The 23,443-nt window shown below is 36.3% G+C and carries 13 protein-coding genes; 6 read left to right on the top strand and 7 right to left on the bottom strand.

Annotated features, from left to right (window positions below; translation table 11 throughout):
- Window positions 1–70: 70 nt before the first annotated feature.
- Window positions 71–3,373: a TonB-dependent receptor gene (locus tag BW946_RS01190; RefSeq protein ID WP_076594426.1), complete on the bottom strand. Its 3,303-nt coding sequence runs from the start codon at window positions 3,371–3,373 to the stop codon at window positions 71–73.
- 48 nt (window positions 3,374–3,421) lie between these two features.
- Window positions 3,422–4,378: a FecR family protein gene (locus tag BW946_RS01185; protein ID WP_076594425.1), complete on the bottom strand. Its 957-nt coding sequence runs from the start codon at window positions 4,376–4,378 to the stop codon at window positions 3,422–3,424.
- A 241-nt stretch (window positions 4,379–4,619) separates the two neighbouring features.
- Between BW946_RS01185 and BW946_RS01180 the strand changes: the two genes are divergently transcribed.
- Window positions 4,620–5,246 (top strand): RNA polymerase sigma factor, encoded by a 627-nt coding sequence (locus BW946_RS01180; protein ID WP_076594424.1) that lies wholly within the window; start codon window positions 4,620–4,622, stop codon window positions 5,244–5,246.
- 14 nt (window positions 5,247–5,260) lie between these two features.
- On the opposite strand, the gene BW946_RS01175 is transcribed toward BW946_RS01180, so the two are convergent.
- Window positions 5,261–6,952, bottom strand: a complete 1,692-nt coding sequence (locus BW946_RS01175) for a helix-turn-helix domain-containing protein (protein WP_076594423.1) — start codon at window positions 6,950–6,952, stop codon at window positions 5,261–5,263.
- Between the two features lie 344 nt (window positions 6,953–7,296).
- Here BW946_RS01175 and BW946_RS01170 point away from each other — a divergent pair, with 344 nt between their 5' ends.
- Window positions 7,297–12,177 carry a PKD domain-containing protein gene (locus BW946_RS01170; RefSeq protein WP_170872038.1) on the top strand — a complete coding sequence of 1,627 codons (4,881 nt, stop codon included), beginning with the start codon at window positions 7,297–7,299 and terminating at the stop codon, window positions 12,175–12,177.
- A 226-nt stretch (window positions 12,178–12,403) separates the two neighbouring features.
- Here the strand turns inward: BW946_RS01170 and BW946_RS01165 are convergent, their stop codons facing one another.
- Entirely contained in the window at window positions 12,404–13,024 is a 621-nt protein-coding gene (locus BW946_RS01165; RefSeq protein WP_076594421.1) for a helix-turn-helix transcriptional regulator, read from the bottom strand.
- Window positions 13,025–13,218: 194 nt separating this feature from the next.
- Here BW946_RS01165 and BW946_RS01160 point away from each other — a divergent pair, with 194 nt between their 5' ends.
- The 4 genes from BW946_RS01160 (at window position 13,219) to BW946_RS01145 (ending at window position 15,438) form a co-directional block, all read left to right on the top strand.
- Entirely contained in the window at window positions 13,219–13,845 is a 627-nt protein-coding gene (locus tag BW946_RS01160; RefSeq protein WP_076594420.1) for a superoxide dismutase, read from the top strand.
- Between the two features lie 23 nt (window positions 13,846–13,868).
- Window positions 13,869–14,369, top strand: coding sequence for a DUF2480 family protein (locus BW946_RS01155; RefSeq protein ID WP_076594419.1), 501 nt, complete (start codon window positions 13,869–13,871; stop codon window positions 14,367–14,369).
- 3 nt (window positions 14,370–14,372) lie between these two features.
- A complete protein-coding gene (locus BW946_RS01150; RefSeq protein WP_076594418.1) occupies window positions 14,373–14,930 on the top strand; it encodes an NADPH-dependent FMN reductase in 558 nt (185 codons plus the stop codon).
- Between the two features lie 157 nt (window positions 14,931–15,087).
- Window positions 15,088–15,438 (top strand): 4Fe-4S dicluster domain-containing protein, encoded by a 351-nt coding sequence (locus BW946_RS01145; RefSeq protein WP_076594417.1) that lies wholly within the window; start codon window positions 15,088–15,090, stop codon window positions 15,436–15,438.
- A 374-nt stretch (window positions 15,439–15,812) separates the two neighbouring features.
- Here the strand turns inward: BW946_RS01145 and BW946_RS01140 are convergent, their stop codons facing one another.
- The 3 genes from BW946_RS01140 to BW946_RS01130 all read right to left on the bottom strand — a co-directional run bounded on the left by BW946_RS01140 (window position 15,813) and on the right by BW946_RS01130 (window position 22,608).
- On the bottom strand, window positions 15,813–18,845 hold the full coding sequence (locus tag BW946_RS01140) for a reprolysin-like metallopeptidase (protein WP_076594416.1): 3,033 nt from the start codon (window positions 18,843–18,845) through the stop codon (window positions 15,813–15,815).
- Between the two features lie 674 nt (window positions 18,846–19,519).
- Complete coding sequence (locus BW946_RS01135) at window positions 19,520–20,944, bottom strand: tetratricopeptide repeat protein (RefSeq protein WP_076594415.1); 1,425 nt, start codon at window positions 20,942–20,944, stop codon at window positions 19,520–19,522.
- 170 nt (window positions 20,945–21,114) lie between these two features.
- Window positions 21,115–22,608, bottom strand: a complete 1,494-nt coding sequence (locus BW946_RS01130) for a tetratricopeptide repeat protein (RefSeq protein WP_139325949.1) — start codon at window positions 22,606–22,608, stop codon at window positions 21,115–21,117.
- Window positions 22,609–23,443: the final 835 nt, after the last annotated feature.

Here is a 23,443-nt window from a genome sequence, read left to right as displayed (position 1 = left end):
CAGGTTACCGAAACCTGTACGCTGCTATCATGAAGATATCTTTCTGTATTGGTATTTGATCTATTGCTTTCTAAAACATATAGTTTACACTCAGGCTGAACATTCTGCCACTGTAGGCCCTGAACATAATCTTATCAATATTCTTGTCATACCTGTCGGTTGCACCCGGTAAAAGTCCCCATGCTTCCCGTTCCGTTCCGATAGCACTCCCAAGTCCCAGTGGTATCACATAGGAATTGTAATTATTATAGTATTCCTTCACCCTGTTGAATAAGTTTCTTGCATTGAGTTTTAATTCAAGGTTTTTATTGCGTAAAAATTTATACGAGATCTGTGCATCTGCTACGGCGTAAGGGCGCTGTATTTCTTCTCCTTTGTAAGCATATCCAACGGTAATGTACTGGTCACCCTTTGCATTGTATAAAAAGCTCAGTCCCAAGCGATCGCCATCATACGTCAATCCAAGATTATAAGCATAAGGAGTCTGCCCGAACAAAGGACGTTTTACTTCATAGGTTTCATCATTGTCACCTGTTTTGTACAGGTCTTTAAAAGCTACTACCTTCGTGTGATTATAGGTAAAGTTTCCGCTTATGAAAAGTTTTTCCAGAAAAGTTCCTCCCGCAATAAATCCTAAGTTCTTTCTGACTTCTGCCTCAACTCCTGCCAATTTTGCATTTTTTGAATTACCGTTATAGAGATATAGATTCCCTTCACTGGAGATATGCCCTTCACGTTCTATAGGCCTGTCTATATTTTTATAATACAATCCTGCTGAAAATATTTCTCCAAGGCCGGGAAACCATTCAAATTTGAAATCATAATTATTAATAACAGAAGAGGTCATTTCTGTATTATAAATCAAACCATTGGCAACCGGATCAAAATAAGGAAGTCCTGTTCGTTCATTAAACTGCGGACGGATGACAGATTTATTATAGGCAAGTCTGAAATTGATTTTATTCGTAGGGCTGTAAGTAAAATTCGCAGAAGGCATCCATTGCCACGGTTTATCCTCAATGGCCGCCCTTTCAACATTCTTTGTATCACTTGAGTCCAGTTGTTGGGAAATAAGATCATACTTAAAATATTCTGCACGAACTCCCCATACCAATCTTAATTTCTTCCAACGGTTATCAAACATCACATAAAGAGCGTGTTGTTTCACTTCTCCTTCATATTTATCGTTTTTATACAATGCTTTGGTTTCCCACCCTATACCTCCCGGTGCATAGTGAGATCCATTGAACCAATCTGAAAGAGTTCCATACATCGTCAGGTGATTTTTTTCACTATTCGGAACATTTCTGTTCTCATCCACTCGCAGAAAGAATTTTTGTTGTTGGTTGGTATTATTCTTCAATGTACCTGCGTATCCTGTCTTCACCGTATTTTTTAAGTTTCCGAAATCCAGATCCCACTTCACTGAAGCTCCGTAATTGTAATCTGTTTCTTTATTGGCGATATATCCTCTGTAAAAATTTCCTCCGGTATTATAGATTTTATGATAGGTCAGAATTTCACTTCCAATAAAATCATAAAGAGTCAAGTATTGTGTATAATCTTTCGTATCAGAGGTTATCCCGGTTCTTGCTGCAAACCAGCTGACTTCTGTATTGCCTATTTTGTGGTTCCCTTCCAGTTTATTCTGCAAAAGGGTTTGAAAAATCGGGTAATTGGTGTTATCAGTATATGGTCTGTCTAAGTTTTTGATCTGAGCAGGATCATTATTGGGGATGATTCCGTTATAAAAATAATTGTAGGCTAATTCTGCATTGGAAGCCATGGCACTTCCGGTAGTATATTCATTCCAGCCGGTAACTCTTGTCAGGGTATTATCAAAAATATGGGTGTAGGAATTACGGAATGAAATTCTGTTCTTGCCCAGCTGCAGTCCAAAATTTAGCATTCCTGCCAACGTAGAGTTATAATTGTAGGAAGCCCCCTGATTTTTAAAATTATAAAATGGTATAGGAGCTACTCCTTTTGTTTCCCAGTCAGCAATATAAGGTCCGGTGGTATCCAGCCAGTTTCCCCTTCCTGTGTGGTCAATGTCCAGTTTGTTTTGCTCATTTCTGATGACAAATGCTCCGGCAAAACCCCATTTATTATTGTTTTTAAGCGCATACGTTCTTCCTAATGCCAGCTGTATATTAGATCCCATGTCACCTTTTGTTTTATAGGTGCTGAAATTATCATGGGTAAACTGTCTGGACTGTTCAAAAAATCTTGGGTCTGTCCAGTTCATCGGTTCTAATCCTTTGGGAAAATCCCTTGTTCCGTCATCATACCCGAAATAGTCATACTTTCCGCGCTGACGGGTCAGAAATTCTTTGAAGGCCGACTGATCATTATATGAAGTTCCCAATGTTACGGTTGTAAAGTTTTCGTTGGGAATATCCTTGGTTCTTACTTCTACATAACCTCCTGCAAAACTGGCATTCATATCCGGGGTTGCAGATTTGCTTACCACCACACTTTCTACCATGGCAGTAGGAATGATATCAAATGAAAAGTTCTGGTTATAAGCTTCTGTACTTGGCAGGTTGATTCCGTCCATTGCAGCAGTGTTCCAGCGTTCTCCCATAGATCGTACTACTACATATTTATTATCAATGGTGGTAATTCCCGTCACCCTTTTCAAAGTTCCTCCCACATCGCTGTCTGGTGTTTTGGAAATCTGTTCTGCCGAAATACCATCACTCATCTGGGCTGCTTTCTTCTGCTGGGCAAGAAGTCCCGCCTGAGTATCTGCTTTACGGGCTGCTGTAATCACAACTTCTTTGATATCTGTAATTTTATCAGAAGCTTTGTTTAAAGCAAATGAAACCAAGATTGTTTCTTTATTGCTAACAGAAAGCTTTTCAACCCTCAGCGTATTATATTTAGGAGCTTTTATGATCAGATTATGAGATCCCGAAGGAAGCTCTATGGTAAAATCTCCGTTATTGTCAGTCACAACCGTCCTTTGAGCTGCAATAACTTCTGCTCCTGTAATGGGATTTCCCACCTCATCCACTATTTTACCGGAAATTCGTCCGTTTCCCAATACGGAAATAGTAGAACTTTCATATTTTACCGAAATAAGGTCACCATGCAGCCGGTACACAACAGGAAGTCCTTTGGTAATATCTTTAAGACAGTTATTGACGGAAGTATTTTCACATTTTATCCCTCTTATCTTCAGCTCTTTAATATCTACTTTGGAATAAGCCAGTCTCATCCCTGTTTTTCCGGCAAACTCTTCTAAAACTTCAATCAGCGGTCTGTTGGCAGGTACAGAAAATGTTACTTTCTGAACCAGCTCCTGAGCTTCTGCGGCTACAGTAAAAAATAAGGCTGCTATGGTAATCCCACATTTCAAACTTTTCATACTTAATAGTGTTCTCTTGATTATGATTATTTTTTTTTGAATAATGATTTATTTCTTAAGGATATAGGTATTTTCTTTTTTATGTACTTCTAATCCCAGGATGAAGGCTAATGACTCAATATTCTCACCCACAGTACCACCAGTGAAATCTGCAGTGATCTTCTTATCTTCAGCTTCCTTAGGATACTGAACCTTTGTATCATAATTGCTTTCCAGGACGGCTGCTACTTCTTTTAAAGGAACATCGTTAAAGCTCAAATACAATATTGCAGGAGCTTTGTTTACTGGGCTTTTCACAGGTTTCAATGAAATAATTGCTGTAGTATGAGCAATTCCGAAATTGGTCCATTTCTGATTAGGCTTAAGGAAAGAAACCGGAACACCCGGGGAAGAAACAGCCACCTTCCCTTCATAAAGATCAACCGCTTTTTTCTTGCCTGACTGTGAAATTTTAAATACTGTTCCCAATACTTTAGTACTGAAACCATCCGCACGAACGATGAAAGGATGCGTTTTAGATTTTGCCACAGAGAATATAGCATCTCCTTTTAAATCCACCACTCTTGTAGAAGCAGGAAAAGATTTTTCTACAGTCAGTTCAGCGCCAGGCAAAAGAGTAACTACAGATCCGTCTTCAAGATGAACAATTCGGCTGCCGGATCCTGCAAGATAAACATCCGGCTTAATGAACATGGTGTAGGTAAAAACTCCGCCCAATGATAAAAGCAGGATAATAACCGCAGCTATTTTATACAGATGTGTGGTAAAGCTTTTTGCAGATCGGATAGAAATAATATCTGTTTGAGGAAAGTAATACTCCAGTCCGGACAATACTCTTTCTTTGGATTCTTTAAGATGAACAATATCCAGATCTTTTTCTGCAAGATTTTTCCATTGCTTTAAAAGTTCGTTTTCTTTTTCAGAAATTGAGTCTTCCGTAACTTCCCGTTCCCAAAGTCTGAAAACAAAGGCTTCAATATTTTTATAGGTTAAACGTTTTTTCATAAGGTCTTGTCATGTATTCACTGATACTTCTATCTATAAGACCGTGAAAATGAAAAACTTCCCCGGGGCATCCTTAACGTTATATTCACATTACAACCAAATTGTTAATAATTTTCATCAATTTTCACATTTACCCAACATTAGCACCCTATTTAAGTGCTGTTTTTCAGAAATATTTAATCTTATCACACCCAAAGTTCACAAAAAGTTAATTTTACTTTAGGTAATTTTGTATCACAATATGAACCCAACAGATTATACATTATTAAAGAAAATAAAATCAGGCGACCGTCCTGCATTTATGCTGCTGTATGACCGGTATTGGAATAGTCTGTATCGTTTTGTTTTTATACGGACACGGGATAAGGAAGCCTCTGAAGAAATTCTTCAGAACTTATGGATGAAGATTCTTGAGAATACGGATGCCATACAGACCGATGATACAGAAAGTGCCAAAGGCTACCTTCTACGCCATCTTCATTATCGGATTATTAATTTTTATAACAGCTATAAAAAAGCGCCTCCAACTCTGAGTATTGACGAGTTTGATATTCCTAATGAAATAGAAATTGCAGATTCAGAGTATTTTGAAATCCTTGAGGAAAATGAGATCAGTGCTTTATTAACCATGATTGATGAAGTAGTTTCCCAGCTTTCCTCAACGGAACAGCAGGTCTATGATATGAGAATCCGGAAAAACATGTCAGTTAATGAAACAGCAGAAGCTCTGGGCATCAGTAACAAGACAGTGAGTAATAAATTAAGCAAAGCTTTGGGAGAAATCCGTGAACAGCTGAATCCTGAGTATCAGTCTTCTAAAAAAATGGCATCCATACTCTTGCTGATGGAAATCATGATAACATATTGATTTCCAGTTTTATATCAATCAACATTTTTGAGTTTTCTGATATACTCTGAAGGAGTCGTCATGGTTTTCTTTTTAAATGCACTGATAAAAGTTGTTGTACTTTTATAACCCGCTTCTTTCGACATTGTCTGTATGGTATATTTACGGAGAACCGAATTATTCTGAAGTTCACTCACAATATAATCTATTCTCAGATCATTTACGTATTCAGAAAAGCTCATTCCTTTATGCTGATTAATAATCTGTGACAAATAAGCAGTGTTGGTATTGAGCTGCTTGGCAAGATTTGAAAGCTTAAAATTATTGGATAGAAATTTTTTTCCCGACTCAAGATCTTCAAGCTTTTTTAATATCTGATTTACCAGCTCATTATCTATGATAAGCGGTATACCTTCTGTGAAGGGAATTGCATCATGCTCTCTCTCCTGATACGCAGTTCCGGAATATGTATTGCTTTTTCTTTTATAATGATAAATAAACAACACAATAGTAAGTGTTGAAATAAATATAATGACAGTAATCAGTATAAAACTTTTCTTTTCATTTTCTTCAATCATCTTTTTTGAGGATAATATTATTTCCTGCTGTTCATATTTTCCTAAAAAGTAATTTCCAACATGTTTTTGCTGATTTATTCTATCAATCTCAGACAAGCTTATTTTGGCATATTTATATGCATTTTTATTATCTCCGATGTTCTCATAATTAAGACTTAGCAAATGAAGTATTTTAAGCTTATTTTCATAGCTGCATTCCGAATTTTTCTCATTATCTATTTTATTGATATAATAAAAAGCAGAATCCGTCTTTTTAAGATAGGTGCAGGTTTCAGCCTTTCCAACCCATACACATTCTCTGGATAAATTCTTATTCATAAGTTCAGGATTTTTCTCACACCTAGTGAAAAGTGTACCTGCATCATGATACTTCTTTTGCAGTAAAGCAGTATTGGCCTGTCTGTAAAGATGCAGCGCTTTGGAATAGTTTGAAAAATAGGGTGAATCCTTCATTATATTAAACGCCATATTATAGCTGTATCTGGAAGAATCAAGATATTTTTTTTCTCCTGTGCTTTTATACCATTTTATAAAAGCATCTCCTTTAGTATTATAAGTTGCCGCAGTTTCTTTATCATGCAAAAATTTACTGAACAGAAGATGATTGTAATCTTCTTTTATATCTTTCAAACGGCTGTTCAAGATTTCGATTCCCTTTTTATAATTTCCCAGCTCTATATGAGCCACTCCAAAAAGAAGTTTTTGCTTTTTCCTGTAAACAGATTCCATTTCAGATGAAAAGAAAGATAGATATTTGAGTCCCTGCGAAACATTTCCAAGTCTTTTTTCTATATAGAAAAGTCTTGTTACAGCAATATGATTCAATGGTGAATAATATGATTTAAGCTCTTTCTTATTATCGTGTATTTCTTTAATGATACGAAGCAAAGCTTCTCCGGATTGAGGATATTTTCCTTTTTTGTATAAAACTGTTACAGAATCAAGCTTAATCAGCAGGTGATAATGAAGCGGATATCTGGAAAGCCTTTTGAATTGGGTATTCTCATCAGTCAGCTTATAATGTGCCAGATCCCATTGGTCTTTTTGTATCAGGCTGTCTATTTCCCTTGAACTTCTATCCGAAATCTGGCAGTATACTTTTATAGACAAGAGGAAAAATAAAATAAATACTTTTTTTAATACGATCATTGTGTGTTTTATTTTTACAAATCTATGCAGAATTCAAAAAAATAATCAAAATTGAGACTTATAATAAATAAACAGCAATAAAACAAAAGTATATGTTATAACAAATCATCAATTTTATTTCCAAATACTTACCTAATTCATCATTATAAAGTTAAGATATTTTAAAAATATCCCCTGCTTTTTATATGGAACCCCATAGAGAAAAAAAAGAACACAACAATCTATATATCAACTAATTAAATTATTTTTAATTTATAAATCCAAATATCATTTTTATAAATTTGGTCAACTATTTATTTCACTTCCCGATGAATCTATATATGTTTGATAAAAAATCATCAGCAATGAAAAAAATTATCTCTTTATTTGGATTCATACTGGCAATGCATATTTATGCTCAAAGCCCGTTATCCAAATTTTCAGTCACAGTTGCCGGCAGTAATACGGTTAATTTTCTGGATGAAAGTACCGGATCACCAGCCGCTTTTTCGTGGGAGTTCACCGGAGGCAATCCTTCAGTTTCATCCGTTCCAAATCCCAGCGTTACATATAACACGCCCGGGATTTATAAAGCTAAGCTCACTGTAAGTAATGCATCAGGAACTTCAGCTTCTGTAAGAACCATCAAGATTACATCCGGAAGCATAGTAGATCTGGGATCGGGAAGAAATGATGACGGAACCATGATGTCTGATGCCGGCATCCCAGATCCGGATTGGACATACACAGATCCTAACGGAGCTGTAAGTGTACCTGTAACACGTTATACAGCTACTGCAGCAGGATGGTCTTCAGCTTCAACAATAGGGACTGGGGCAGGAATTACAAGATGGATAACAGGTAATAATGTGATTACAGGCTATCATTTTTATGTAAGCAAAGAATTTGAAATCCCTGTAGGAGTTACAACAGCAGTCTTAAATCTGAGATCATTATCTTTTGTCAGAAACTGGACCTACCTTGTTAAAAAAAACACAGACGGCAGTGAAACGGAAACTCTCATTACAGCTACGGCATGGATGAGCGATGGAGCTAGAGGATGGCTAAACAGCCGTAGCCCGGAAGTTCTGAACTATCCATTAACTCCCGGAAAATATTATATCCGGGTGAAAGCCTATACTAATACTGCAGGACAAAGGCAGGCAATAGACGTAAATGCCAGTGTAAATTTTGGAAACTCTGTTTCCATATCTCCTGCCGTAGAGTTTTCTGCAGTTCCTACCTCTTCATATATAGGCAGCAATATACAATTTACCAATCTGTCTCAAGGAAGTCCTTTATCTGTACAGTGGAAATTTGATGACGGAGCAGGATTGATCCATTCAACAGAAAACAATCCGGGAATAACCTTCACTACAGCAGGAAATCACTATGCAGAATTAGAGGCAGATTATGCGGATAATCTTACCTCATCCCTGAAAATTGACAACTATATTCAAATAGCACAGGTAGATACACCCACTTTATCTGTAACACAGCCTACATGCAGTATCCTGTCTGGTTCTATTACTGTAACTTCTCCACTTGATGGAGTAACATATAGTTTTGATAACGGAGTCACATTCCAGGCTTCCAATACCATCTCAGGCTTACCGCAAGGCACCTATAAGGTAAGGATTAAAAATTCTTCAGGAGCTGTTTCGGAAGCTGTTTCCGCTATTATAGAATCTGCTCCATTAATACCTGCTGCTTTTTCAGCTGCTATTACAAATCCTACATGTACTGTAAATACAGGGAGTATTACAGTAAACACTACGGATACTAACCTTCTATACAGTTTTGACGGAGGTGCTACCTACCAGCAGAGTAATACTAAAACCGGATTACAGCCGGGAATCTATCAGATTGTCGTAAAAAACACTAATGGATGCACTTCAAATACAAATGCTATTATTAATGCTGCAGACTGCAGAGACTGGACTAAAGCTCCCAACAGCTATATTTTTGACTCCGGACAGAATAATAATGGCTTATATATCCCTGTAAAAAAAGCATATGCGATGTGGAGTGACGTCAATGGTTTGCTTAATGATCCTTCAACGCTAAACGGATCTTTGCAGGCCGAAGTATATTGGGAAGATGTTCCGGGGTTAATTCGTTCTTCCAATTATATTCTGCCGGTTGAAGGCTCAGGAGATGCTGCAAAAATAAAAGTGGAAGTAGATAAATCAAAAGGAAAAGGAAATGCTGTTATTGCTTTAAAGATAAACAATAAGGTTGTCTGGAGCTGGCATGTCTGGGTTACTGATGATCCTACTAACGGAACTACCTATGGATTTGTTTCTGACAATAATACAACTGCGGGCAGTCCTAATGCCAAATTTACAGTGAATGGCGTAACCCAATCTTTTGTTCCCAAATGGATGGACAGAAATATGGGAGCTACCAATAGAGACTTTATAGGATATGACTGGAATAAATCGGGAGGTCTGGTATATCAATGGGGAAGAAAAGACCCGTTTCCTCCTTTAGAATATAAAGATGGATCAATGTATGAGATCAACGGAACCTCAGGAGTGAAAAAGCATCTGTACGACTATGCTGATGCAGGCACGGCAGATGATATTAAATCCGTACAAAGACCTTTTGATGACATAAATAATAATGTAAAGTACTCCATTAATAATCCTCTGGATCTTATTTATAACAATAAAGCAGGAGGCAGCGCATGGTTCCAGAAAACATTAGATACAGATAACGCCTCAAGAAAAAAAGCAAATTTATGGGGAGATAATTCTGAAAATGCAATGGGAACATCCGGATCAACAGTGAATACCTTCAAGCCTAAGGCACCATACGATCCTTGTCCTAACGGATGGAGAATTCCTTCTCATATCAACAATACTGCAGGAACAACAAATCATTTTTCACCATGGGGAAGAAACAGATACCGGTTTACAGGAGCCAGTAGTGATGTACAGTCAGGATTCAATCTAATAAAGCCAACTACTGTACATCCTCATCTAAACGGAATAAAAATATATGGTGGTCTGGGAATGGATTTTACCAATACCGTTACCGCTTACAGCATGGGTGATTTTTCCAGAAATATGGGAATATATCCTGGAAATGGTAAATATGTAGTTGGAAGTACCGGAGGAACTTATCATCAGGATCCGCATGAGATTGTGGCACATTCTTCAACAATGCTTAATCTCAGCACTGTACAGACTTATTTCTTTTATGCCTTTGCTGATCCGGGAAGGATTGACGTAAGTCCTGATTCAGTAACATTCCCCGGAATGAAAGGAAAATATTATCTTAATCCATTCGAAACGACCAGTACAATGGGAACCGGAGCCTGCAGATGTATGGAAGACAAATACGCTTCAGGTTATGACTTTCCTACTGAGTTTTTTGTAAATCCTTCCATAGTAAATTATACAGAAGGTCTTAATACCCCTAACTCTTATGTAGTGACCAAAGCCGCAACTGAACAAGAAATTCAGGTTCCTGTAAGTAAAGCATTTTCAGTATATAATCAGTATCTTTCTGATCATGGGATGAGAGACTTTGGTAATCTGAAGGTGAATGTTTACTGGACCGACAATACCGCTCTGGTTTCCAATATTAAAATCGTAAACCCTCCTGCAGATGTTAATGCTATAAAAAATGCATATATCTCTGTAAAAATACCGGCCAATCAGTCAGGTAATGCATTAGTGTCTTTACATAACGGTAATGTTGAAAATCCTGTTTACTGGAGCTGGCATATATGGGTGAGCAATACAGATATAGGAGAAATAGCTTATCAGACAGAAGATGTGCTTTTACCATCTAATGCAAATTATGTAAACTTTACCAATTCTGGCTCCCAGCCAATGAAGAGTACGTTTATGGATAGAAACTTAGGAGCAACAGATGTCTTTCCCGTTGTAATTAATCCTTCAGCTCCTACAGGGAATGAACTTTTAATGATTGGCAACTCTGCAGGAATGCAATACCAATGGGGAAGGAAAGATCCTATACCTACTTTCATAAAACCGGGAGTAAATGTATCAGGCGGCTACACCAATACCGGAACATACAGTATATGGAAATCTTCAGGACCTGATACCAATGGAAATATTATTCCATCATCTTATACCGAGATTACAGGCACTTCTTATACGAGTACCTACACGAAACGCCGGGATATTGATTATGGCACAACAGGAAGTACAAAAGCAGAAAAAATCACAAACACCCTGAAATATTCTTCAGAAAACCCACTTGCATTTATGATTCCTGGTCAGAAATATACCAATAGGTCATCATTTAATGCTGCCTATGGACAGGATTGGCTTTATTCTATTCCTAACCAGATGATGGAAAGATGGGGACATGCTACCAGCAAATCTCCTTTCGATCCATGTCCCGGTGGATGGAGAGTTCCTGATATTTCAAACGGCGTTACAGACACTAACGGGAAAGGAGATAAAGGCAGTTCTCCCTGGTTCAATGGATTCTATGCTCCTAATGCAACTGTAGACAAATATAGGATTTTCAGTATGGGAGTATTGCAGAATGTAGGCTATGATATCAAAGAACCTACAGACATCTATAACGGAGGTATTCCTTATTATACCGGTAAAACAGTAAAAAATGCTAACACAGTATGGGGATATCAGCTGGGATCCGACAATACGAATAATCCTAACTCTAAGTACAAGATCGGGAATTATCCTGTAACGGGATACAGAGGTTTCTACAGTAATGAAGCCATATCTTCTGCTATGAGACTTGGAATCTCAGGAGTATGGACAGCTGCTTTACGATCAGCAAATTCATACGGAGCAGCATTCCATTTAGGATTTGATACTCAAAATATTACTACCTCCAAACTTATCTCTTTAAGTGATGCTTATACCGGACATCCTATGAATGCAATGAATGTAAGATGTGTGAAAGAGGAACCAAGATTCGGTCAGGTTTTAGAAATGGCATCGAATATGGGTATGACCAATAAAATCCTGAAAGCAGCGAAAAATAAAATGTCATCTGCTGCTGCCGAAGAAAGAAATTCAGATGTTAAAGTATATCCTAATCCTTTTAATGCGTCCTTTACAGTGAAAGGAGATAATCTGGAATCCTATGAATTGTACGATATGTCCGGAAAACTGATTAAGAGTGGGAATCTTTCTCAAAGCACCATTCAGTCAAACAATCTTAGCCAGGGAGAATATATTTTAAAAATAATAACCATTCAGCATACTATAATTACAAAAAAATTAATAAAGAAATAGAAAATCTGCTTTATTAATTTACTTATCGATGAAGAGAGTGTCCTCAAAATCAGATACACCCTCTGAGAATCAAATATCAATATACTCCTGCTGTATAGGGGTACGAATAAAATCAGCAAATAAAGTGGTTGTCCAAACTTTCAGGACAGCCTCTTTATTTTTATACGAAACCCCAATCATTATAAACAAATTGATTTTCAAATCTTTATGGATTGATACATGCGAACTACTGACTGATTTTATAGACACAGCGCTGCCCTCCCGAAATAATATGGTCTATTCTTTCCACTTTATACTCTTTTCCTATCAGCGATTGGAAATTGGACAATTCTGCACGGCAGAAACCCTGACATTCTTTTGCTGCAGCGCATATCGGGCAATGATTCTCAATCAGATAATAGTCATCACCTTCTTTTTTCCATTCTGCCATATAGCCTTCTTCACTACGCACTTCTGAAAGAGATTCAAGGCGCTGTTCCAGTGATTTTGCCTTTGAAAGTACTTTTTCATAACGTTCATGAGTATTCTTCTCACGGTCACTGATTAATAGATCCAATGCATTTTCACCCAAAAGATTTTTTACTGATTTCAAAATCTGAACTGTTACATCTGCATGGGTATCAGGAAACTGAGCCAATCCTTTTTCTGTAAGAGTATAGTAAGTAGATGGACGACCAACGCCTTCGCTTTTTACCGAAGACCGGATCAATCCTTCCTGAGCAAGATTCAGCAAATGCTTCCTTGCCCCTTCCTTGGTAATCGACAATTCTTCAGCAATAAGAAGCGATGTAGCCTCACCCCTCATCTTTAAAAACATCAGAATACGATCCGCAGCCGGCTTCTTCATTTGACAATATTTAGGTTGTTTTATTTTTCAACAACAAATATAGTCATTTTCTATAACCTCAAAAATTAAAGCTTAAAACAAAGATTTACAATCTTTTATTCATTTCAAATGCAAAATAAATAAAACAACTAAAAAGTTGTTTTATTAAAATATATTTTTACCTTTGTACCACATTAATCAAAAAAATAAATACAATGACTCCATTTTCGTTACCCCAGTTACCTTATGCTTATGATGCTTTGGTACCTTTTATAGATAAACAAACGATGACCATTCACCATCAAAAACATCACCAGGCTTATGTAGACAACCTGAATGCTGCACTGGCACAAACCAATGAAGCCAATCCTGATCTGGATTCTCTACTGCAGAGAATAAGCGAGTATAGTCCTGCTGTAAGGAATAATGGCGGAGGTCATTATAATCATTCTTTATTCTGGGAAATTCTTTCACCACAACCTAAGCTGAATCCTGCGGGCATACTTGATGAAGCTATTGTTTCAACTTTTGGTAGTCTTGAAAATCTTAAGGCAGAAATGAAGAAAACAGGTTTATCACAGTTCGGTTCCGGATGGGTGTGGTTATTTGTAAAATTCAACGGATCACTGGCCATCAGTTCTACTCCTAACCAGGATAATCCGATGATGGATATTCTTTCGATGAACAGAGGTTTCCCTATTCTTGGGATAGACATTTGGGAACATGCCTATTATCTGAATTATCAGAATAAACGTGCAGATTATCTGGATGCTTTCTGGTCTGTACTTGATTGGTCGGCTGTTGAAAGAAAATATGAAGAAGCTTTGTCGAAAGTAAGATAAGTAACACTGAAAGTAAACCAACTATGACTGAGGAAAATTTTATCAATAAAGCAAAGGCTTCAGGCATTATTGCTCTTGACCTTTCAGATTACAAACCGACTACGGAAATTGTAGAACTGGATATCAAAGATCACCTTTTCATGGGAATGATTGTTAAGGAAAAAGAATTTAAAGAATCAATTGCTGCGGTAGACTTTTCTGTTTATGACGAAAAAGCAGTAGCAATCATCTGTTCTACGGATGCTGTCATTCCTCCCTGGGCCTATATGCTGATCATGGAAAAATTGTCTCCCTATGCTTCTTATGTTGATCTAAACAATGCAGAAACTGTTCTCCTGGATCTCTGGAAACGACGTTTCATCTATGCAGACCTGAAACAGTATAGAAATCAGAAAGTGGTTGTACGGGCAAGTACCTCTCATGATCCTTCTCTATATTTATTAGCAGCGGGATTATTGAAACCTCTGGTTAAAACACTGATGTATGGTGAGATTGGCTTACCCAAAGTAATTTTTAAACAATAAAAAATGAAAGCTATTATACTCAACGGATCGCTGGAAAGAAGAACTGTATCTACTTCCGGACTGATTTCAGACTATTTTTCAGAACGTATAAAAATGCTGGGAATTCAGACTGATATTTTTACCCTTGCTGATTCCGGCATTCCTTTATTCGATGTTACACTCACCAAAACTCCTTTGGCAGTAGAGCGTATGATACAGATGTTCACAGATGCTGATCTGCATATCTGGCTGGCTCCTCTTTACCATGGAAGCATTCCGGGAGTGATGAAAAACTGTCTGGACTGGCTTGAAGTAACCGCCAACAGGTACGAGCCTTATCTCACGGATAAAACCGTAGGACTGGTGTGCTGGGCAGACGGGCTGCAGGCCATGCAGGGAATCAACACTATGGATTCTATAGCCAAATCACTGCGTGCCTGGCCACTGCCATTCAGCGTTCCGATTGTCAGATCATCATTATTTGCAGCTGACCCATCCACTCAAATTTCAGAACTCTATTCCGGGAAGTTTGATAAGCTTATCAGCATTGCAACTTCTAAAAAAATTGCCATTATCAACTAAATTACTGCATATTAAAGATTTAAAATAAAAACAGCACACTTTATGCTGTCTATTTCCAAAGAACAGTGTTAAACTGCTGTCATTAAGTTTAGCGGGGATTTCCCAATCGTTCAAGGTTGAAGAAATCTCTTTTTTAAACCCTTTAAATTCAAACCATATGGCTATAAAAATAACAGATGCCTGTATCAACTGTGGAGCCTGCGAACCTGAATGCCCCAACTCAGCCATTTACGAAGGTGCTATCGACTGGCGCTGGAAAGACAAAACAAAACTTTCAGGACATATAACATTTCCTGATGGTACTGAAGGTGATGCCGATGCCTACCATCCGGCTGTCTCAGATGAAGTGTATTATATTGTATCCGGAAAATGTACAGAGTGTAAAGGTTTTCATGAAGAACCTCAATGTAAAGCTGTTTGTCCTGTAGACTGCTGTGTGGATGATCCGGATCATCGGGAAACTGAAGAAGTACTATTGGATAGACAAAAATTCATGCACAGTGCTTAATAAACTTCTATCTTTTATATTTAATTTCAATGGAGGGCGGGCTAAAGCGCGCCCTATTATATTTAGATTCTTTTTCGGTTCAGCTAAAATTTATTTCTCTTTAATTTCAGTACAGACTTCTTGTGTAAAAGGGTTTCTACTCCAGGAATACCGTATGAGAAAGAGAACTGCCGCTACCAAACAGGAATCCCAGGAAAATGGAGAACGGATGCATTCGGAAAAATCAATAATGACAATGCTTTAATTTTTTAACAGTCACCTGAATTCATAAGTAAGAACAAAAGGCTGCCCCATGATGAGACAGCCTTTTTCAGTTCAATAAATCTTTTTTCTCCCCGCTTTTTTAGATCCTGATGTGCGGAGTTTCATTTGTGTTATTTCTTGATCAATTTAGTATTATAAGTATTCTTATCATCTTTTATAGTGATCACATACATTCCTTTTATCAGAGAAGCAACGTTGATCTTTCCTTCAATTTTACCTTGCTGAACTAATCTTCCGTCTGCACTGTAGATTTTGTAATCTGCTTTACCTTTAAGGTTCTTCACTTCTATAAATGTATCCGCAGGGTTAGGATAAATAGATACTTCGGATGATTTTGTGTCAACTATATCTTTAACAGCAAGGTTAGCATTTTCCGAAATTCTAACAGAAAAATCTCTGAAAGACCCTACAGAAACAATTCCTCCACCATTTACAGGTACCGTAGGGCTTCCACAAGGTCCGCTGGCTGCATTAAAGAAAGTACTTGCGACTCTCATTCTCAGCAATTTTTCACCAGAGTATGCCGTATCAGGTACTGTAAATGTTACATTTCCATCACGAAGATAAGCCTGTGCTGCAGCAACATAGGCAGGAAGTGCTCCGTCAGTTGCTACTTTTTCAGAGCTTTCAAATACTCCGTTCCTGTTGTAATCTATCCAGATTTCAAGCCAGTCATTATAATTTCCTCCAGCAAGGTTTCTAAAGCTTGCGGTATACTGAGTTCCTTTTGTTAAATTAACAACTTTGGTTGCATCTTCACTAAAGTCAAGATATGTTTTGTAAACATCCAATCCGGTAAATACATAAGCCAGGTTAGATAATGTCAATCTTACAAGACCGCTATTAAAGCTTCCGCCATTTCCTCCTGTAGTCATTAAACAATAATCTGTACCAGTTCTCAGCCCTTTTGTTTTAAAAGTATAATTAGTTGAGAATGCACCAGGAACAGTGTTCACAACAGCAGCTACCTGTACTTCATAATTGGTTTCATCTTCGAGGTTTGACAGCAATACAGAGTTGACAGCGCTTGTTGTATTCGACCAGCTTGCGGTTCCTACTTTTCTGTAATTGACAGAGTAAGTAGCTCCCGGTACTTTATTCCATGATATTCTCGCCGTTGTTTTTAAAACTTCTGTGTCTATTACAGAAACTCCTGTTGGAGCAGCTGTAGTAGAAGTAGGAGCTGCCCCTACAGTTACAGCAGGAGATACAGCATAGAAAATATTACCTATGGCTGATATTCTTAATTTAACAGCACCTGTTAGATTAGCCGGCATTTGTACAGTATAGCTTCCCGTATTAGGTGTAGAGGCTACCAGATCTGTCCATGTAGTTCCATTATTGGTTGTATAATCTATTTTTACAGCCGCTACATTATAAGGAGCGTTATTGGTGTTTGCAGCATCCCATGTAATGGTGTTGGATGCATCATTATATAAAACAGATGTTGTTGTAAGTCCGCTGAACTTGAAAGGTCCGTCATTACCTACCGTTACAACTGTCTCAGCAGTAGAAGTCATGGGTCTTGATGCATTCTGATCTCTTACGGTTACTGCATAGTTCAGTGTTCTTGGGATATAGGAAACGGTTTCCCATACTTGTTTGTCTGTCAGCACACCATTCATTACGGTTTCCAGTTTAGGAAAATATCTTCTGCTGTTAGCTGTTCCCGGTAAAGATCTTGCGATAGCACCTTCTGCATTATATCCCCATCCGCTATCTCCGGAAATGGTATTTCTGTCTCCTACACTGTTGTATTGTTCCCATGTATAAGTAAAAGGGTCACTTTCTGCATCAGCTGCTACAGCATCAAGATAATAGGCAGTTCCTTTAGGTATAGAATAATTAGCCAGTGGGGTAATCACCGGTGCGGTATTGTTGATGATATCAACAGCAACACCACATCCTACTTTAGCTTCAAGGTTATTTAATACCTGAGAAATAGATTTATAATGGAAATATCCATCCATATTGGCCTGAATATTATCCTGAGTAATTCCCGGATATCCCATGATCGTTGTTCCTCCCCAAGGCTCAACATTGGCACCTGAAGCTTCAGTTCTCATAGAGAAGGTATGGTTGGCTCCCAGCTGGTGTCCCATTTCATGAGCGGCCATTAAATCAAATACTTCTCCTACAGGGTCAGGGCTCATTGAAAAAGCGGCACCTTTTCCTAAAGAAGTATTAGTGGCAGGATTTGTACAAACAATTCCTATTCCTCCGGCATTTCCATTTCTGCTTTGTCCTGCGTTGCAATGAAATACGTGTCCAATATCATAATTGGCATTTCCAACATCATTTGTCAGCTTTTGTTGCAGCTGTAAATTTAATGACGGATTACCCGCCGCCTGAGGTATGTAAAAATCGTTAGCAGGATCTGTATAAATAATTCCAGGAAGATCCAACACATTAAAATGAGCTCCAAAATCTCTCTCAAAAACCCCATTGATCCTTGTCATTGTGTTATTGATAGCAGCGACAGCTCCGGCAACTGTACCCCCGTGAAATTGTGTATATTCACCGGTAACAGCCATAGCCATTCTGAAAGTTCTGTATTTGGTATTGGTAGGTCTGTTGGTAATGCCTACATTAGAAAGCATTTTTTTCCCGTTTTCCTCCAATTTACCAATCTCTTTAAGATCATGCTCCGTATCACATTCAAACCCATGCATGTCTCCTTTCTCCTTTGTTTTATAAAAAACACCATAAGTTTGTTTATCAGCACTTATTGGCTCTATAAACTGGAATATACCGTCTTTAATGATCATAGACTGCATATCTGTAGGGGATGTACTGAATCTTAAATACTTAGAAGCATCATCCACACCAATCCCGACATATGAGCCTAGCTGATATCTGTCTGCAAGTGATTGATCCATTACAGGATTGCTATAGACCGCAAATTTTTCAATCTTGCCTTCTGCTGTTGGTAAAGAAATAATAACAGGACGTGCATTTTTTCCAGTCTCTTCAGCATTTTTCAGCATTTCTCTCAGAGATTTCAAATCCACTCTGTAAGAATGCTGCACTTCTACTCCATCTCTTATCTGTGAAGTTTTCTGAGAGACAGACTCCCATCTCTGGGCATTGAAAACCGTAAAACAAGACGCTAATGCGCAAACAAATAAAATTCTTTTTTTCATAGATTTATTTAAAGTTATTTTGAGAATATAATTTAAAATATTATACAAAAATCTGTTTTAACTTTTGTTTTTTAGAGATCTTAATGACAAATACATTATTATCATAAATTCAACAAAACAAAAAATATTATAAAACATTCACAATAAAACGCAGTACAAAACTTATATATTTTTAATAAAAAACAAAAAAAGAATATACTACACAGATACACTTTTATTCTAAACAACTAAATATCAACAATTTACATTTTGCTTCTTTTGTATTCATTAATCAGCAAAAATTTTAATGATAAAATACTTTAGATATTCTGATCAATATATCCCCGGAAAAACAAATTGAAAATCAGAAAGAAAGTAATACTTATATGTTACTTAAGTACATGAAAAAAGATAAATTATAAATATATGGACTTACAAAATAAAGCAATTTCGAATCGTTATGTCTTTTTTTTTCATAAATAAACTTCAAAAACGCCAAATAGAAACAACTGACTACATATCAATAACTTAAAAAAGCAAACACATGGTGTAGTACCCGTGTAGTAGAGTATTTTTTTCTGTTTACGTTAAAAATTTTCATATTTGAGTACTGAGACCACAAAAAAAACCGAGTGGTGAAAAGAGAATATTTTCGAGTACTGTCTGACCTGATAAATCAGACAGTTTTTTTTTGATTATTTTAAGGTATCAAAAAAATGATAAATATCTGTTTCTCCGGGAATATTCAATTTTTTTCTGATCCTGTATTTTTTCTGCTGAATACTCCTGTGCTGAACCATAGTATAGCTTGCTATTTCTTTAGAAGTAAAATGGAGTTTAAGCATCGCACAAAAAATCAGTTCAGAATTTTCAAGACCTGGATTAATCGTCAAAAGCTGGGCTATAAAGTCAGGATAGGTTTCTTTAAAACGGTTCAAAAATTCAGGATCATTCTTTTTGCCGAGTTCTATGATTTCTTCCTGCTTGTTGTCATTCATACTTATTTTCAGATTTTCAGCTTCTACAGCAAGAATTTTTTTCCGTTTTTTCAAGCCAAGAATAATTCTCCAGGCATATAATCCCAGCAGGCAAAGACCCATAAATGAAAGGGAAACAATCCAGTATATTTTATTTTTATGATGATGGGCATCCTGCTGAGTTACTGTAATAAAAGACTCCATATCCTGATTGATGGTAGCCAGTAAGGATGTATTTGTTCTATAAAAAGCATCTGAATATGCTTTCAAATAAAAATAAGCCTTCTCTTTATCTCCGGTACGTTCATATAAAAATCTGAGATCATTATAAATATACTTGGCATAATACGCATAAATACGCTTCGTTTTCTCATTGATTTTCAAAGCTTTATTAAGAGCTATTTCTGCCTTATCATACTGTTTATAATTAAGGAAATATTCTCCCATAATAGTATTGGCATAGAGTGCTATTCCATCTTCTTTGCCACTGATATTAGCTTTGTTGTAAGCCATCGTTATGTACTTATATGCAGAATCTTTATTTTTATACATATAGACATAATCGCTTATCGCACAATCTGCAAGTCCGGTATTATTTAATTTTTTTGCTTTATGGAAATAGTCGAGTGCTTTTTCATATTCTTTTTTTTGGCTGAGATAAATACCCTGTCTCAGATAAATACTGAAAAGGATATCGTTTTTAAGTCCTGAATTGTTGCTTTTCTTTATATAATTCATTGCTTCATTATTATATTGAAAAGCTTTATCAAGCCTTCGAAGATCCGCATTAAAGCGGCCGTAAACGTTATAAAACCTTGCTTTATGCAGATTGTCTTCCGAATTATCCAGAATCTCTTTTGCGTTATCAAAAAGAATCTGCGACTTCTGAAAATTTTCCAGTGATATATTGAGTTCTGCCAGATTAATATAACACAATGCCTTTCCATCTTCATAATTCATCTTATCGGCTTGTTTATAATATCTTTTATTAAGATTAATCAACGAGTCATACTCTCCGCCAAGTCTGAACTTTTCATTCTGTTTCAGTAAAGCAGTATCAAATTTTTTTTCATCCTCTTTCTGTGTTTGAGAATGGCACGAAACTAAAAGAAAAAGTACAACAGAAAGAAAAATACGTATCATATGTTTCTCTAATTAAGCTAAATTCCTATATACATCTATGGTTACACAATGATCTTCTTACTATAACAATTTTGTATCTTTTAAAAATCCTCACTGGTTATTTCTGATAAGATCAACAAAAAATCTCTTCATAAAACAAGATCCTGCTGTTTTTATTGTGATCTGTTTAATTATTCTTCCAGGTTTTCAAAAAAGTCATAAATATCTGTTTCTCCGGGAATATTCAACCTTTTTCTGATCCTGTATTTTTTCTGTTGCACAGATTTGTGTTGTACAAAAGTATAATCCGCAATCTCTTTGGATGAAAAGCGTAATTTCAGCATTGCACAGAAAGCCAGCTCTGAATTCTCAAGATCCGGATTGATCTCCAGAAGCGACTTAATAAATTCAGGATAGAATTCTTTGAATTTCAACAAAAAAGAAGAGTCATTCTTTTTAGCAAGCTCAATCACTTCATTCCGCTGCTTTGTCCGGACATGGTTTTTCAATGTATCGGTTTGCTCTTTTAAAGTATTTTTCTTTTTTTGTAACCTATTTATTATCTTCCGGACATATACTCCTGAAACCGTAAGTACAGTGATAGACAATGCAATAAATAACGGAAGATCATTTTTATGCCAGTCCGATTCCTGTTTCATTTCCGAAATAAAATCTTCGGTAGCTTTATTCATAACGGCAAATCGTTCTGCATCAAACCTTCCTTCCTCTTCCATATATTTCTTCAGATAAAAATAGGCCTTGCCTCCGTCATTTTTTTTCTTGTATAATTCCGCAAGTGCTTTGTAAACTTCTTTTATATGTGAAGAATAGGTTCGTCTTGTTTTAATATTGATTTCCAGCGCTTTTTTAAGTGCTATTTCAGCTTGTTGACTATTGTCAATTTCATTATAGTAATATCCCATTGTATAATATACCCAAAGAGATTCCACATCTGTTGTTTTCTGGTTGATCATTTTTTCATCTGCTCTGGCAATATATATTCCGGCAGAATCAGGTTTATGGGTAAATAAATAGTATTGGGCTACCATACAATTGGTATATGCCGAATTTTCCAGCACATTTGCTTTTGTAAAGCATTTTAAAGAAGTTCCGAACCATCCTTTCCATGCATAGTAAATTCCTTTGTTGACATACAGTCTTGGCAGAAGTTTTTGGGTGAGTTCCGTTTTTTTTGCCTGCTTTAAATAGTAAAACGCTTTTTTATTGCATTCTATAGCCTTATCATTTATTTCAAGATGAGAATAATACAGACTGTAATCATCATAGAAGACTGCTTTATGATAAGCATTTTCAGAATTGATCAGATCTTTTTCTGCTTTATTGAAAAAAACACGGGCTTTTTCATAATTTCCGGCAGAAACATTTACCCCTGCCATATTCAGATAGCAGAGTCCTTTTCCCTCTTTATATTTTATTTTTGCTGCTTTCTTCAGATATTCCTTATTAAGCTTAACAAAAGCCTCATATTCACCGGAAAGCTGAAGCTCAGAACTTTGAGTCAGCAGAGATAGATCAAAATTTTCCTGGTCCGTATGATGAGATTCATTATGGCATGAAAACATAACCAGAAGCAGAAGCATGCAGGTTGTAAAGGCTGTTATATTTTTTATAGCCTTTGAGTGTATCGTTTTATTTTTAATAATGATTAAATTAATTTTTCCCATCAGCCCCACTTTTCCCTATGTATCTACATATCTACCTATTCACTTATTCAAAAAATAAGTTGATAATTTTCTACCGTTATTTAAATATTATTCCCCAATTAGTGTTATAAATATACATAAATTATCATGTTCATTGTGAAATAAACAAATTATTTCGCAAAAATGTAACATTCAAATAAATAATGTAATATTTCCCCCTTTACACAAAGATTTATAAATCCGGCAGACTGCTTTTATAGGCTTTCTGATCAAAAAATATATGTTGTGTTTACAATAAGACTATCTGAATTGAAATTTGTTACAAACGGATTAAATCGATTTAAAATTTTAATGAATTATTTAAACTTCCGTGGAGGCAGACAATTTAATGATATTGATTTTTTTTTAAGTCGCATCCGGAAATGATAAATATTATCATTTATACAGAAAGACAGGATTTCAGGAGATCTAAGCATCTGTAGTAAGTTTGAGACTACAGGGCATTTCAAGAATTATACATTTCCCATTCATTTATTCTGGACTACAGACGATACCATTTCAGGCCAGAAAAAAACTGAAACTTATTGGCAGCACATCAGCAGTTAAGAAGAGATTACTTTCACCAAACTGATCCCTTCAGAATTAGGATTAAAAAAACTGAGCATTTCGGCTTTTTCAAAAAAATATAAAAGACAGTCTTTGGGAGAATGTGGTGGACAAATTAAACAGTTTTCTTTAAGTACTCAATTATGAATATTTTTTAGAATTGACAATTTATATTTCAGATATTCTGATCTAATTAATTCGCTAAAAAATAAATTTAAAGCAAATAAAAACGGACAGACCATTAAAAAAT

It is taken from the genome of Chryseobacterium sp. RU33C (genome assembly GCF_900156015.1).
Taxonomy (GTDB): domain Bacteria; phylum Bacteroidota; class Bacteroidia; order Flavobacteriales; family Weeksellaceae; genus Chryseobacterium; species Chryseobacterium candidae.
This window is presented reverse-complemented; position numbering and strand designations above follow the sequence as displayed.